At 35.7% G+C, this 14,185-nt stretch carries 16 protein-coding genes; 6 read left to right on the forward strand and 10 right to left on the reverse strand.

The window, feature by feature from the left end:
• The first annotated feature begins 11 nt into the window (after positions 1 to 11).
• Positions 12 to 200: a hypothetical protein gene (locus ACZ5A8_RS05595; RefSeq protein ID WP_464532707.1), complete on the forward strand. Its 189-nt coding sequence runs from the start codon at positions 12 to 14 to the stop codon at positions 198 to 200.
• A gap of 408 nt (positions 201 to 608) precedes the next feature.
• On the opposite strand, the gene ACZ5A8_RS05600 is transcribed toward ACZ5A8_RS05595, so the two are convergent.
• The 3 genes from ACZ5A8_RS05600 to ACZ5A8_RS05610 form a co-directional block, all read right to left on the reverse strand.
• A complete protein-coding gene (locus tag ACZ5A8_RS05600) occupies positions 609 to 773 on the reverse strand; it encodes a hypothetical protein (protein ID WP_464532708.1) in 165 nt (54 codons plus the stop codon).
• 11 nt (positions 774 to 784) lie between these two features.
• Positions 785 to 1,336, reverse strand: a complete 552-nt coding sequence (locus tag ACZ5A8_RS05605; RefSeq protein WP_464532709.1) for a hypothetical protein — start codon at positions 1,334 to 1,336, stop codon at positions 785 to 787.
• Positions 1,337 to 1,718: 382 nt separating this feature from the next.
• On the reverse strand, positions 1,719 to 4,181 hold the full coding sequence (locus ACZ5A8_RS05610) for a HEAT repeat domain-containing protein (protein WP_464532710.1): 2,463 nt from the start codon (positions 4,179 to 4,181) through the stop codon (positions 1,719 to 1,721).
• Positions 4,182 to 5,005: 824 nt separating this feature from the next.
• Between ACZ5A8_RS05610 and ACZ5A8_RS05615 the strand changes: the two genes are divergently transcribed.
• Positions 5,006 to 6,316: an SEC-C metal-binding domain-containing protein gene (locus ACZ5A8_RS05615; RefSeq protein ID WP_464532712.1), complete on the forward strand. Its 1,311-nt coding sequence runs from the start codon at positions 5,006 to 5,008 to the stop codon at positions 6,314 to 6,316.
• A 63-nt stretch (positions 6,317 to 6,379) separates the two neighbouring features.
• Here ACZ5A8_RS05615 and ACZ5A8_RS05620 read toward each other — a convergent pair whose 3' ends face one another.
• Entirely contained in the window at positions 6,380 to 7,246 is an 867-nt protein-coding gene (locus ACZ5A8_RS05620; RefSeq protein WP_464532713.1) for a hypothetical protein, read from the reverse strand.
• A complete protein-coding gene (locus ACZ5A8_RS05625; RefSeq protein ID WP_464532714.1) occupies positions 7,239 to 8,258 on the reverse strand; it encodes a hypothetical protein in 1,020 nt (339 codons plus the stop codon). The genes ACZ5A8_RS05620 and ACZ5A8_RS05625 overlap by 8 nt, the downstream gene beginning before the upstream one ends.
• 236 nt (positions 8,259 to 8,494) lie before the next feature.
• Here ACZ5A8_RS05625 and ACZ5A8_RS05630 point away from each other — a divergent pair, with 236 nt between their 5' ends.
• Positions 8,495 to 8,626, forward strand: coding sequence for a hypothetical protein (locus ACZ5A8_RS05630; RefSeq protein ID WP_464532716.1), 132 nt, complete (start codon positions 8,495 to 8,497; stop codon positions 8,624 to 8,626).
• Positions 8,627 to 8,751: 125 nt separating this feature from the next.
• Here ACZ5A8_RS05630 and ACZ5A8_RS05635 read toward each other — a convergent pair whose 3' ends face one another.
• The 5 genes from ACZ5A8_RS05635 to ACZ5A8_RS05655 all read right to left on the reverse strand — a co-directional run bounded on the left by ACZ5A8_RS05635 (position 8,752) and on the right by ACZ5A8_RS05655 (position 12,121).
• Positions 8,752 to 8,985, reverse strand: a complete 234-nt coding sequence (locus ACZ5A8_RS05635) for a DUF2795 domain-containing protein (protein WP_464532717.1) — start codon at positions 8,983 to 8,985, stop codon at positions 8,752 to 8,754.
• A gap of 22 nt (positions 8,986 to 9,007) precedes the next feature.
• Positions 9,008 to 9,130, reverse strand: a complete 123-nt coding sequence (locus tag ACZ5A8_RS05640; RefSeq protein ID WP_464532718.1) for a hypothetical protein — start codon at positions 9,128 to 9,130, stop codon at positions 9,008 to 9,010.
• Positions 9,131 to 9,646: 516 nt separating this feature from the next.
• Positions 9,647 to 10,918, reverse strand: a complete 1,272-nt coding sequence (locus ACZ5A8_RS05645) for a hypothetical protein (protein WP_464532719.1) — start codon at positions 10,916 to 10,918, stop codon at positions 9,647 to 9,649.
• A gap of 382 nt (positions 10,919 to 11,300) precedes the next feature.
• Complete coding sequence (locus tag ACZ5A8_RS05650) at positions 11,301 to 11,750, reverse strand: transposase (protein WP_464534028.1); 450 nt, start codon at positions 11,748 to 11,750, stop codon at positions 11,301 to 11,303.
• Entirely contained in the window at positions 11,747 to 12,121 is a 375-nt protein-coding gene (locus ACZ5A8_RS05655; protein ID WP_464534029.1) for an IS5 family transposase, read from the reverse strand. The genes ACZ5A8_RS05650 and ACZ5A8_RS05655 overlap by 4 nt, the downstream gene beginning before the upstream one ends.
• A 72-nt stretch (positions 12,122 to 12,193) precedes the next feature.
• On the opposite strand from ACZ5A8_RS05655, the gene ACZ5A8_RS05660 reads away from it, so the two are divergent.
• The 3 genes from ACZ5A8_RS05660 to ACZ5A8_RS05670 all read left to right on the forward strand — a co-directional run bounded on the left by ACZ5A8_RS05660 (position 12,194) and on the right by ACZ5A8_RS05670 (position 14,163).
• Positions 12,194 to 12,619 carry a GNAT family N-acetyltransferase gene (locus tag ACZ5A8_RS05660; RefSeq protein ID WP_464532721.1) on the forward strand — a complete coding sequence of 142 codons (426 nt, stop codon included), beginning with the start codon at positions 12,194 to 12,196 and terminating at the stop codon, positions 12,617 to 12,619.
• Positions 12,620 to 12,771: 152 nt separating this feature from the next.
• Positions 12,772 to 13,242: a GNAT family N-acetyltransferase gene (locus tag ACZ5A8_RS05665; RefSeq protein ID WP_464532722.1), complete on the forward strand. Its 471-nt coding sequence runs from the start codon at positions 12,772 to 12,774 to the stop codon at positions 13,240 to 13,242.
• Positions 13,243 to 13,863: 621 nt separating this feature from the next.
• Positions 13,864 to 14,163 carry a hypothetical protein gene (locus ACZ5A8_RS05670; RefSeq protein WP_464532723.1) on the forward strand — a complete coding sequence of 100 codons (300 nt, stop codon included), beginning with the start codon at positions 13,864 to 13,866 and terminating at the stop codon, positions 14,161 to 14,163.
• Positions 14,164 to 14,185 lie beyond the last annotated feature (22 nt).

Raw genomic sequence — 14,185 nt, forward strand, 5'->3', positions numbered from 1 at the left:
GAATTCCATTTTTGAATTTTGAAAACTACGTGTTTGCCGAAAGCTCTAAAATCCCTATGGACCCTGAAATGCCTAATATCCTGAACATCGTTGCACAGACTGTAGAGACGGATTTTTGGATAATGGAGAAGCTCGATGTTCAGGCAATTGTAGCAGGGATCGGCTCTGTAGAAATCCCCTCAAAAAATGGTGCCCTTTAATCGAACCGGTACCGTATTCCTGGAACCGCCTTCTCGACCCATATCGGAGAAGATTTGTGTGGACTGGACAGAGTTGAATTTACAGGATTTCTACAAAGCCCAGGAATCAGAGTTTTATGTCAAGCAAATCAGAAAAATGGATGTAGAGAAAGTCGTGCTTTTACACTGTGTATTCTTTTATATAACGGATTAGAGAGTGTAAGTAAAAATGTCTAGGGATTGGAAAAAGAAGATGGGGGATAAAGAAGATAAACCCTGAAAATAGTTACCAATTAATAACAATACATCCAGAAAAATATCATTTCTTAGGTTATTTACTCCATTTTGAATTGTTTCCTTTTTTCTGCGAATTCTCCTTGAATTACTTTATCGTTTCTAGACTGGGAACCAGTAAAACATCTGTCTTGATTATTTTTTATTGATCCGTATTTTTTCACTGGATACTTTATCGTTTCTAGGCTGGGAACCAGTGAAACCTTCTCCTTGATTATTTTTTATTGCTGTGTAGTTTTCACTGGATGCTTTATCGTTTCTGGTTTGGGAACCTGTAAAACTTTTCTTTTCATTAGCCATTACATTCCTCTTCATTTTAATATACTCAATAACTGAATAAAGTAGAACATTAACACAATTATACTCGCCATAAATAAAATATATGACCGTTTTAACCAATTAGCTATTTGCTTATTCTGATTACGATTTTTGATAATAATTTCTGTGGTTTCTTCTGTGATCTTTGTATGTAGATCTTTTTTTGGTCTTATTTCTTTATTACAATAACTTACAAAATCCTCAGCTATTAAATACCACCATTCTTTAACGTTGAGTGCTATTATCCCACATAAAATTGATAATGTCATGAGTACTAATATCGAAAAGATTAGAATATGTAAATATATAGCTGAAAATATTTCTTCTTTAATTGCTTCATCAGCTGATGATACTATGGTAGATAAAGAAGCTATGGTTAAACTAAAAATTATACCTACAAAACCGACAATACCTGTTGCTTTACTTTCAATGTCACGAGTTCTTTGCCATTCTATTTGATACATATCAATTATTGAATCGTGTATTATCTTTGCAACCTCGATATCGTTTTGATTATGGTATTTTCGTCTTATTTCACCTGTCATTATTTAGCTCAACACCCTCATCATATAGATTTATACTTTCAATTAAAATAAACGAAAAGTGTATAATTTTTGATAGTATGTATATTTAATAGTTTTGATATTTTATGGATCAACAGGTTAATCTATCTTAGTTAATTTTTCGCTTTTTTATGCTACTTCAAAATAATTCCGATCATCTAAAACCGCCTTCGAAAAGAAGAGCTTCAAAAGCTTATAGGGTTCAAGGGAAGGATGAAACGAAGAAAAGGAGACTGGGGTCTGGAAAAGAGAAGGGGGATAAAGGGTGGAAGGGTGTTTTGAATTTAATCTTCATGATATAGATCATGTTCAAAAAACGGCAGATTTGCTATTGAAAACAACAAGAGGAAGATAGGTATCTACTTTAAACAGGTCCGTACTGCTGATACAGCTGCGCAAATGAAATTATTAAGCTCATTATTGAAGCAAATCCTGAAGATCTTTGTAGCAACATATCTGAGTCTGATTGTTTTAATTCGCTCAGTAAATTAGTAATTTCCTTAGTGTCTTCATTATTAGGAAGTTTCTTAACCAGGACTTCGATGTCCTCTAGGCGCTTTTTCAGATCATTTTTTAAATCGTTTAATTTCTCAGCCTGGGTGGAATTCAATTTATCTATAGATAACGCATTTCGGACTTCTGTTTCATTCAGTTTTTCCAATTCCTTTTTCATAGCATCAAGGTTTAAGATAACATTATGCGAATTCAGTTTGATTTTGAAAATATCATAGCTTATACAACTCAACTTCTGATCCAATTTCTCTTCAATTCTGTTTAAATGAGCCGTCATATCCAGTTGATAAGAGAATTTACTTAAGATATTAACCATAAGAGGGATTTTATCTTCAATTGATGGCTCTGCATACATCATTTCAAGCAATTCGCATGCTTCACCTTTCTGACCTTCTGGAAACTTGGAACAAATGGCCCTCAATGTGTTTTGCATGCTATTTACTTGTTTTCTAAACCCTACTGGATCTCTAACCTCTGAAAGAGACTGACTATTTTGATTTAATTCATCACCCAATTCTTCAAATTGAGTTCCTTTTGTCTGCTCACGAATTAGTCCCGTTCTCTTTTGAATTTCTTCGAGAAGCTCTTTTATATTTCTACCAAAGATAGGCAGTCCTTTTTTCAGAACTCCTGCAGCATGTGGTGCCGCCTCCTCAGAATCTATCATTAGCTCAGCTGCACGATCACAGTATTGCCTATAAAAATTAAGCTCCCTTTTTTTTGCATCTAAGTCCAGATTATCCAGATTCTGGACTTCTTTTAATGCGTTTGCAAGATTTTCAACAGCTTCTAAAAGTAGTTCTTTACTTTTTGAGCCTTCAACTGCATCTTTCGCTTCTTTTAGATATTTGTCTAGTTCTTCCTTAGCTTCCTGTTTTTTGAAAACTATTGTATGGAATGAACGGTAAAAAGGAAGGCAAAACTGAGAGGGATTGTTCCATACTGTAGATTCTTGTGAACCTTTTTCAAAAAATTCAATTGCACTTTCTAATTCCTTTCTATAATCCTCTTCGTTTTCTGCCTGCGAAGCCTTGAAAATAGATATTTTTCCAAGAGATTGGTTTAAGTAGGCTCTTACATCCATTTCTGGATCATTAGTCAGTTTAATTAAATCATTCCATGCCTTTTCTTTATCTATCACATAAGGAAAAACAGAACCAAGGGCAGAAGCAGTCCTTGACCTTGCATAACTGTATTCGTCATTGACCAGTCTATACAGATCATTCCATGCCTGTTGTTTATCTGGTACGTCAGAAAATACATAGCCAATAGTTTCGGCGGCACAAGCCCTCACATAACTATCTTCATCATTGGTCAGCTTGTGTAAGTCATTCCATGCCTGATGCTTATCTGGCATGTGAGAAAACGCAGAACCGAGGGCATTAACAGCCCCAGATCTTACTAAGCTTTCGATGTCATTGACGAGTGTATGTAAATCGTCCCATGCTTGGTCTTTATCTGGCACATAAGGAAACATAGAGCCGAGAGCTTTGGCAACACTATACCTTATATCCTTATTTTTATTATCTGTAAATCTATGTAAATCATCCCAAGCTTGTTTCTTATCAGGCACTTGAGGGAACACAGAACTGTAAGTATCAATAACCAACGAAGTAAAATGATCTCCTTCACTACTAGCTAGTTTAGTTAAGTCATTCCATGCTTTCTGTTTATCGGGTACGTGAGGGAAAACAGAACTATAAATATCGTGGGCCTTTGATAATAAAGTACTTTCTTTATTATTAGTCAGTTGGATTAAGTCGTTCCATGCCTGTTGTTTGTCTGGTACGTGGGAGAAAACAGAACTATAAGTGTAATGAGCCCAAAAAATAAAATTATTTTCTTTATTATCCAATAGGATTAAGTCGTTCCATGCTTGTTGTTTATCGGGTACGTGAGAGAAAACAGAACTATAAGTGTAATGAGCCCAAAAAATAAAACTGTTTTCTTTATTATTAGCCAGTTGAATTAAACCCTTCCATGCCTTCTGTTTATCGGGTATATGGGGGAAAAGAGAACTAAAAATCTCGCGAGACCCCATAGTAAAACTACCTCCTTTATTATTAGCCAGTTGGATTAAGTCTTCCCATGCGTTTTGTTTATCTGGAACTTCAAAAAAAGCAAAACTTAGGGCACCGACAGCCCCACTCCTAACCTCCCATTCTTTATCGGCCGTAAGTCTAATTAAGACATCCCATGCGTTTTGTTTATCAGGAAGTAACGAAAAATCATCTTCTAATTGCTTTAATCCCTTGATACATTCTTTTGGATCATCGCTAAGACATTGCTTGTGAATCTCCTCTTGATCTATCAACTGCCCAACACCAGAAATTTGTATAAAGATTAATGCTTAAAACGGTTTTGTTTTTAGTTCTCTGGATTCCTATTTTTACGACTAGCTGTCAATCTGATTAATAAACTCAACTTCATTATGTCCAAGGCTTTAAAATTTGTATTCAGGATTCCGGGGAGAGAGGAAAGGAAGAAAAGGAGGCAGGGGTCGGAAGGGTGTTTTGGATTAATTCCGGCATATTCAGAGAAAAGGCATCATTATGTAAAACATTCTTTTTGTTTCAGTTCACAAAAATAACAAAATAGTATTTTAATACAGAAACCTTATACATATATGATGAAAGGACGATTCAGTATTACTCTTGATAGTGATCTTCTTGATTGGATCGAGTCATTGATTAAAGAATAAGTGTTTTCCAGTAGAGCTTAAGCTGTCGAATTCTGCGTAGCCCAGCTAAAAAATATAAGCATTGAAAATGTAATGCTGATGCGCTGGGGCAAGAACGATATTGAACCTGTTTTCCTTTCGAAAAACGAAATTCAGACAATCAATAAGGTTTCAAAAAAATTAAATGTCAGTAAGGACGAGGCTTTAAAGATTCTTATCTACCGGGATTAGAGGAGATTAGCAAAGATTCTTAAGGATCAGAAAAAGAGCCGAAGAATAAAGAGAGTAAGCCCAAAAAAGTTATCTTAGATTAATTCATAACAACTATTTTTAGATTTGTTTTCTAATTTTTTGAATTAACTTAAAAGTTCTGCAAATAGAATCATCTCAGAACATATTGAGACACAAAATATGTCAAAGAGATGTGTGATATAACTTTTAGTTTATGTAGTGATACAATGAGTAAGATTGGTAGGAATACTCCCTGTGCATGTGGAAGTGGATTAAAATATAAAAGGTGTTGTATGAATAAATCAAAAGAAAAGATGAAAAATCTATTATTAGATTTTTTAAAAGATCCACAGTTTAAAGATCAATATTATCAAGGTTTAAATAATGGCATCCATCAGCAGTCAATAATCAAGTTCCCTGAAAGCTGGTCATCGTTGACAAAGGATGAAATAGATATTCGTCATGACTATCTCTCTATTTGTTCAGTTGAAGAAATTGAAAGAATTTTATTTCCTTTAAATGCATCAGATATACTACTCAAGTTACGTGCAGATTCTGTTTTGGATAATAGGAGAATTTTTCGCACAATTAGCAAAAGAGCATGCTATGTGAAAAACTCTGAATGGAAACTGACAAATCAATTTGATGATTCCATTTTTGAAATGTTTAAAAGAGAATTAGACGTACAGTATGCGCACAAAACTGATGAAATCTATTTTGGGACTGTCTTTACCGATGACACTTCTGGATGTGTTACTAAAACAGACCTCGGATCAATAATAATAATACCTGAGGCATTGAATAAGTTTTTATATTTTATGAATTTGGGCTTCTATCTTATTAACCACAAAGAAACCATAAACTCAGAAAATACAATTCGTGACGCTATAACCCTAGCTATGAGAATAATGCTATCTTCTGAAGCTTTTGATTTTGAATTAGATTCAAGAGGTGAAGTTCCGGAAAGCATAGATTCTCATGTTGAAGAAGTCACTAAAATTCATCTGTTATTTATAATAGCCCACGAGTATGCACATTTCTTATTAAACCATCTCGATGAAGAGAAGTTAATTGATGCCAATTTCTTTGATGTCTTACCATCTGATTCGGACAATAAATCTGCACCTCGTAGAGTATACACGCACACGCAACTCAAAGAGTTTGAAGCCGATAAATTTGCAATTGAAATATTGTCAGGCAATGACATTGATAAAAAAAGGGAACTTTTATTTTTGTCTTCAGTTTTAATGAGTTACATTGATATTTTTGAATCATTAAAATATTTTATTAAACCTAATTATCCATCAAAGACCCATCCTCCTTCAAATGAGCGCAGAGATAAATTAATGGAGTTAGGTAAGGAAGTATGGCTTAATGATGAGATCGAATTTCTCAGCGAACTGGTTGATGTATCAAAGAACATAAAGACCAGTTTGATAAAAAACTATCGTAATCATCCTTCGAATTTCATAACATATGGATCATTATATTTAAGTGAGTTCAAAAGTGAGAGGAAAATTGATAGGATTGATTACTAAATAATTTATTTTTTAGTGTATAAAGGTAGTTCAAATGGACTTGGTAAAATATTTATTTTGTAATTATTTCTTAACCTTTTTTTTCTTAGTCTTTTTTCCTGGATATCCGTTAAGCGTGGTCTGGGTACTGAATGCCCATTCTCTTATTCCATTAGATACATTTTCCCTTGCTACATGATGTGTTGCTTTGAATTTATCTGTTGCTCTGTATTTTCCATCTTTATATTCCAAGTATCCTTTAAGGTAGTTACTCATCAATAGTTCCATTTGGCTTTGTACTTGATTCTTGAGACGCTCTTTCTTTCCCACGGCTGTGATCTCTGCTAATTTGTCAAGCCCCTCATCTACGATCTGAATCAGAGATTTTCCTTCACAAGAAGGATCAAATATCTGCATTACGATATCCACTAATCCCCTCCTAATTTCTCCGGTCTTGGTGTCCATTTCAGGAAGTAAAGATATTGGGATCTGAGGGAGTTTGGATAAATCGGTACCATTTGATTTAATTAGTGCTTCAGCAAGGATTCTATTTTTTAAACAGTCTGGATTCTCCACTTCCAATTTGTCTTTGAGGATTAACTTACACACTTCACCATCATTTATAGACTCCAACCTTCCAGATATAATCTCTGGGTCTGAACTATGAACTTTAAACCCATATTGATTTAAATACCGAGGGTCTGCATTTTTATACTTATCCAAGTTGTATTCTTTGGAATTCTGGCTAAACGATAACTCTAAAATTAGCCACCCCTCGTTTGAACTGCTTAAGATATCGGGATTTATCAATATGCCATCTTTAGTATAAAGTAAAGTTTCTACTAGATATTTGTCAAAACCTGCGGCTTTGAAGGGCCCCACAAAATTTGTATATCTATGGAATAGCTGGATTGCATTCCTCCATAAAGTAATTCGCTCGTCTTTAGGCAAAAATCTCTACTCCGTCATGACATATTGATGTTTTACCAGCGCTGTTTTCTCCCTGAATTGTAGCGATTCGCGGAACCGCATTCACACAACCTTTCCCAGGAATAGTTAGATATGCATAATTTAGCCCTATATCCAGTAAAACGCGATCCCATGTATGTAGATCTAAGCCTTTAAATCTGCGGAAATCACCTTCATTTTCAACTTCAACTAGCCATAGTTTCATCTCTCCGGTTCCTTTTAATACCTTTTGTGAGAAGAAGTCCAGATTTATTTCTTGGCTGAAATTAATTTCAAAGGCGCCCATTGAGGTGTCACGAATTGTTGTGGCGTAATTTAAAGAATCAAAATACTTATTTGCTATTTCAGAAATTGTTAACAATGTCTCATCCACATCGGTTCCCCTGTTGACAGTAACTTTTCCGTTACTGTACCATTCAGTAGACATTGTTACATGTCCATTGTTTCTTTTGTCCCATCTTGAGCTATGGATCGCAAAATTTTCTTTTGCAGATTCGATAATTTCTTCTAAGCCTCCGATGGGTCTGTTTGGTCTATACCATGCTTTTAAACTAAAATTGCCAGCCTCTTCTTTTGAATAAAGTCCATCTGAAAACTTGAATCCATAGCCTCTGGAAGTCCAATATTCTTTTTTTCCCCAGTAGAGGAGTTGTTTTCTGGATAGCCAACAGTTGTCAAGTCCTTTTTTATTTTCGATCCAGCTTTTAATGAGTTGATCTGAAGTTTTGGCATCTAATAAACTGTAGAGTATCCACACCCTTTTTAAACCAGCATCTAAAAATAATTTGTAAGGGTGCTTCCCTGAAATATTTACATACCACTTCGTAGATTCTAGTTGTTTCCACTTCCCATCGGGAGCTATATAATCCCTTACTTCAATATTACTCTCAATCAGGTATGCTTTCAGCTGGTTAAAAACGGACTTCTTTTTTTCGCCTAATGAATCTTCGTTTTCATCAAATCCATACTGAACTAGCTTTTTGAATTCGTCCAACGTCGATAATGCAATAATCCTATCCCCTTTAATTTAATAATGTACAATATATAAAAGCTAAATGAATCTATCTTAATCCTATTCTTCCGCAATGTTGTAACTTAATTTCATATCTCACTTATTTATGTCTTTATTTTTTGTTCAATAAGATTTATTATTTTATTCTTAATATATTATACAGTCCTATCAAAATTTTATAACCAAATTATATTTAATGTATTCAAAACTTCCTTCCAATGGAAAGAGCTTCAAAAACCTATACTCTGGGATTCCGGAGAAGAAGGAAAGGAAGAAAAGGAGACCAGGGTCGGGAAAAGGGAGAGGGGAGGAGAAAGGGGATAAGGGTCGGAAGGTTTGAGAACTTCTAATTGACCGGCTCGGCATGAGAAATATCTGTTTTCCAGGCTCCACAGGGTACGTTTAAAAAAGAAATAGAGAAGGATTGAATTGATTATCGGTTACTAAAAAAAGGAAAAAAAGTAAGTTACGCTTTTCAGGCAGGGATCCCCATGTAAATTATATGAAGTTCCTCGGCGACATTCTCAACGCTATTGTATTCCTTATCCGGAAGCATGCCAAGTTCCCGCAGTATGTCCGGGATTGCTCCACTCTTCCTTGCTTGTTCAATAATATCGTTCCTTTTTACAGGATAAGCTATATTTTTTAATATAGCCTGAGTTTCCACAGGAAGTTCTGCAATAAATCCACTTTTACTCTCAGTTTCCATAATATTTCCCCTTTAATTTTGTTTAGTTTCCTTTAAATTCCCTGGCAACATCTGCAGCGTTTGTACACTCTTTTTCCGGAGATTGTTTGTATTCCGCAGAGTATCGTCTAGTATTATTACCCTTCGCGCTTAACAGCATCTTCATTTTTGCAGGAAAATCGATGCTTGTTAAGCTTTTTGAAGGAAACCTAACTTTTTTGTTAGTATGGATATTACGATTATCTACTATTTAAACGTTAACATGCTTTTACAAAAAAATAATAAAAATTAACATTTTTTGATATTTTTGTAATAATATGTGGATTATATTAGTAATATTTTGTGATAAAATTAATATAAATGAAATTAATATAAATAAAATGAATAGTAATTTTTTTTCCTTATGGATAAACGACCAGCATAGAGTCCTTAGTGTGTCCAATCATTGACCTGTTGCGGCGGTCTCGCTATGACTAAGGCTTTAAAAACTTATACCCGGGGTTCAGGGAAAAAGGAAAGGAAGAATAAGATAAAAAGCCACGGGGTTTTTGGCCCCATGGCAGTTTACTTCAATTTAATAATTTTTTAATGATTTTACATTCCTTTTTTAAGTAGAATTATTTTTCCAGTGTATGTCAAGAATAGTTTCAATACTACTCTTCACATCACAATTCCAGGGTGCTTATGTATACATCAGATCTTCAAACTCATCTGTGAGATTTTCAAGCTCCGTTGTGATGTTATTATCAAGCTCGGTCACCATATCTTTCTCAGAGCCAACTTTGATAAGCCAGACATCAGAAACCGTGCCGTATGAGGAGGTACGTCCTACCAGTATATATCCTCCATCACGGGTTTCCTGAGCAAACAGTATGGCATCATTATCTTCTCCACCAAAACTCATATTCAACGTTCTGTTCCCGTCAGAATCCGTTTTAATCAGCCACGCCTGGGTGAGGTTATAATCACTACTCGGCTGGGTACTACCGGCAAGCAAAAAGCCTCCGTCTCCGGTTTTCTGAACTGAATAGAAATAGTCTGTATAGGTACCGCCAAATGTTTTATTCCATTCTTCAGTTCCGTTTGCATCCGTCTTAATCAGCCAGCCATCAGTTCCGCCAGCCCCGAAAGATTCCGTAGTTCCTGCCAGTATATATCCTCCGTTATCGAGTTCCTGGACGGAGTATGCATAATCATAACCTTCCCCACCAAAAGTCTGATTCCACTGTTCGGTTCCGTTGGAGTCAATTTTTACTAACCAGGCTTCATCCCTCCCGGCTGAAGAATTGGTGTATCCTGCTATTACATATCCTCCGTCTTTGCTCTGATTGACAGAGGATGCATAGTCCTCATTTACTCCTCCGAAGGTTTTATTCCATTCTTCGGTTCCGTTGGAGTCAGTTTTTATCAGCCAGGCATCAGATGCGCCTGCCCCGAAAGATTCCGTATATCCTGCTAGTAAGTATCCTCCATCCCCGGTATTCTGAATAGAATATGCACGGTCTGTTTTTTCACCGCCAAATGTTTTATTCCACTCTTCAGTTCCGTTAGAATCAGTTTTTATCAGCCAGGCATCAGAGTCTCTTTCTTCGATTTCTTCTCCCTCTTCAAGATAGCCTGCTAGTACATAGCTTCCATCTTCAGCTTCCTGGACAGAGTATGCACAATCATATGCCGGGCCTCCGAAAGTCCTGTTCCATTCTTCAGTTCCGTTTGCATCCAGTTTCATCAAGAGGGCATCAGCATTAGCTTCATCGTAATTAACCATGGTCTCTCCTGCCACTACATATCCTCCATCCTGAGTCTGCCGGGTAGAATATCCACAGTCAAATTCTATGTTTCCGAAAGTTATGTTCCACTGCTCTGCTGGTATCGCACCAGCTGATGATGTACTCCCTACAATCAAAAGCAGGGCTAAAAAACAATAAATAAACAAAAAACCCTTGATTTTCACAATTTTCCCCTCATATTAATATTTTGATAACACTTTAGTAGCATTATCCGTTTAATCATTGTTCCGGTTGTATATAACAGTTAATATTTAATAAATTAATTTTATAAGGTAGGAGGATGATGTTTAATAAATGTGATATTTTTCCAGCGCTTTCTTTAATAATGAACGATTATTTCGTATAACCCGAAAAGATATTAATGAGTCTGTAATTTATTTCATCGGTATCCTCGTTCTACTTCAGGATCAACCATTACTGTTTTTCCTCATTTTGGGATTTTATCGCTTTCAAGGGAGGCATAATCTTTTCAAAAGCGGCTATTTATCTCACAAATCCATTAAGTATTTATATTTCGTTATTTTGGGTTTAAAGGTAGAGCTCGTTTCAAAACTTCTCCTGTAGCTTTTCCCAATAAATAAAGAATGTTGCTAATATCACTAATGCCCTGAATATTCTGTCCAATCTTTCATACCTTAGGATAATTCTTCTGAATCCTGTTCCTATCCTTGAGAAAAACCTTTCTACTGCTGACCTTTTCGCATACGATTTTTTACTAAATCTTCTAGGTCTTCCTCTTTTTCTTTTCTTTCTGTTTCTTTTGTTTTCAGGAATAGAAGCTTTGATTCTTCTCCTGTGCAGGTACTCTCGTACCTGCGTATCATTGTAAATTGAATCTGCTACTATTTCTTCTGGTCTTGTTATTGGTCTGTATCCGGTCCTTACCTTTATTGCTCCAATAGTCTCTTCAAATCTGTAAGGATCATATTCCGCTCCTGAACCAATAACAATGCTTATTGGAAGATCTTCTGAGGTTACGGCTGCATGAATCTTTATTCCTTTTCTCTTTTTGAATCCATTATACTCGACACTTTCCCCCCTTTTTTTGCTTCTACAAAACTGCTATCTATTGCAACAATTTCAAGGGAGAGTTGTCCATTCTGATAAGAATCACTTATGAGAGAATCAAAGATCTTATCCCAAACACTTTCTTCAGACCATCTTTTTAGTCGTCTCCAAGCAGTTACGTAAGATCCGTATTGTTTGGGCATATCTCGCCATTGACAACCTGTAACAAGAACATAAAGAATTCCGTTAATGATCTGACGATCATTTACTCTCTTCCTCCCAACCTTCGGTTGGGGAGGAAGGTGTGAGTGAATATGAGCCCATTGAGCATCAGTAAGTTCTTCGAAATGTATACTAATCCCCTATATAATATAAAATCAAATAATATATAATTTTGAAACAGGCTCAGAATAAAGATTCAGGAGCAAAGCATGAAAGGTATCGAATACAAAACAGACCCTCCTACCTGGCAGGAGTATTTTCAATTATTCTCAAGTACAGGCTGGATGCCAATCCTGAGAATTTCTGAAGGCGACTTAAAAAGAGCCTTTGATAATACTTGGTACTGGATAACTGCATACAAAGATCAGGAAATTGTCGGTGCTGGACGTTTGCTTTCGGACGGAGCTCTATATGCATTGATCTGTGATATAATAGTAGTGCCGGGTTGTCAAAGTAAAGGAATAGGTAGCATGATCTTGAAACAGCTGGTTAAAAAATGCAAGGAGACAGGTCTAAAAAGGGTCTGGTTATTCGCAGCTCCCGGCAAAGCCGGATTCTATGAAAAGTATGGTTTTTCAGTTCGTCCAGACGAGGCACCGGGTATGCAACTGGGAGAATTTGAGTACGAAAAGTAAAAGTATGCCTTTTTGTCAACAACTTGGAACTATTCCGGTATTTTTTTCGGACAAAAGTAGCTTACAGGTTTCTCAGTGTAATATTCTCAAATCTATAATCTGTTGACAATCTGCACTAACTTTATTAACTTTTGAAGCTTGGAATGAGAAACATGGCAGAACAAATTGAAATTTTCCGGGCCAGCCTTGAAGATGCAAATGAAATCTTAGCCCTTCAGAAGCTGGCATATCAGAGCGAAGCTCAGATCTACAATGACTGGACCTTACCACCTTTACTTCAGACCGTCGAAGAAATCCGACGCGAGTTCAATACTCACTTATTCCTAAAAGCTGTCAGAAAGCACTCAATTATAGGATCTGTAAGAACTCTTATAATGGGTGATACCTGCCATATAGGAAGGCTGATTGTGCATCCGAACTGGCAGAATCAAGGTGTAGGAACTCACTTGATGGCAGAAATTGAGATTATGAATCAAGAAGCAACCAGGTTTGAACTCTTTACCGGATCACATAGTGTTAGAAACCTTAGTTTCTATCACAAACTGGGATATCAGGAGTTCAGGAGAGGACAACTGAGCAAACAGGTTGAATTAGTATATCTGGAAAAAATAAACTCTTATTAACACGTTTTTGAAAAACGATTTTTTATGTTCTTCTCAAAGCTCACTTTGATTGTTTAGACGTCAGAACCATGCCGCATATGAGGTACTTCTATAAATTTGGTTTCATAAGGAACTTAAATACGCTTTTTAATTATGGTGATTGGATATCTCTCATGCCCTGGCAATCCACATATATTTATTATGTTATTATTTTTTCCATTGTCTTTTAGACCAGTATTTTTCACTTCAAGTTATTGATAATGAATCTATAGTATTTTTTTGTAGTTATTTTTGTAACGTGTGATGGTGGTGGTGACTTCTATCTTTTCTAAAAAAATCATTTACGTATTTTGGGTTTTTGTGTGTATATTAATTATTTCTAATTTTTATTTTGGTTTCATGAGGAACTATTATATACTTCCTGTATGTATTAAGTATTTGATGATTTCATATGGAACTATTCTATATCTGTCTCCAATTTCAATATAAACCCTCATAATCCCTAGAAATGAGATCTGCGCTACATTAAGCTCAAAAATATTTTCTCCCATGCATCAAATCTATTTCATATGAAACTATCAATTCTCATATTCGATTTCAATACAAGCCGTCCGGATTTATACAAAGTGAAGGATAAAAACTATGGAAAATCAAACAATATTGCTCGGTTCGATTGCCCACATTTACCGGAGTCATATTCCGTATATGGCAAAGGAATTCGAAGCTTATCGGATCGGAAGCGGGCAATTTGAGTTTTTACGGGTTTTATACCACAAAAATGGAATTTCTCAGGAAAACCATGCAAGAGCCCTGAAAGTAAACAAAGCAACAAGTGCCAGAGCCATTCAGAATCTGGAAAAAAAGGTTACGTGTACAGGCAAAGAGATGAAAACGACCTTCGAGCTTACAGGGTTTACCTTACTGAAAAAGGGAAGGAAATGAGATATATTATTTTTAAAAAGTT

The sequence above is a fragment of the Methanosarcina subterranea genome, assembly GCF_055385895.1.

Excerpts from the sequence above, each read along its gene's own strand:
- ACZ5A8_RS05665 (WP_464532722.1), top strand. The coding sequence starts at position 12,772 with ATGGCAGAACAAATTGAAATTTTCCGGGCCAGCCTTGAAGATGCAAAT.
- ACZ5A8_RS05615 (WP_464532712.1), top strand. The coding sequence starts at position 5,006 with ATGAGTAAGATTGGTAGGAATACTCCCTGTGCATGTGGAAGTGGATTA.
- ACZ5A8_RS05605 (WP_464532709.1), bottom strand. The coding sequence starts at position 1,336 with ATGACAGGTGAAATAAGACGAAAATACCATAATCAAAACGATATCGAG.
- ACZ5A8_RS05600 (WP_464532708.1), bottom strand. The coding sequence starts at position 773 with ATGGCTAATGAAAAGAAAAGTTTTACAGGTTCCCAAACCAGAAACGAT.
- ACZ5A8_RS05640 (WP_464532718.1), bottom strand. The coding sequence starts at position 9,130 with ATGAAGATGCTGTTAAGCGCGAAGGGTAATAATACTAGACGATACTCT.
- ACZ5A8_RS05670 (WP_464532723.1), top strand. The coding sequence starts at position 13,864 with ATGGAAAATCAAACAATATTGCTCGGTTCGATTGCCCACATTTACCGG.
- ACZ5A8_RS05660 (WP_464532721.1), top strand. The coding sequence starts at position 12,194 with ATGAAAGGTATCGAATACAAAACAGACCCTCCTACCTGGCAGGAGTAT.
- ACZ5A8_RS05630 (WP_464532716.1), top strand. The coding sequence starts at position 8,495 with ATGGAAAGAGCTTCAAAAACCTATACTCTGGGATTCCGGAGAAGAAGG.
- ACZ5A8_RS05635 (WP_464532717.1), bottom strand. The coding sequence starts at position 8,985 with ATGGAAACTGAGAGTAAAAGTGGATTTATTGCAGAACTTCCTGTGGAA.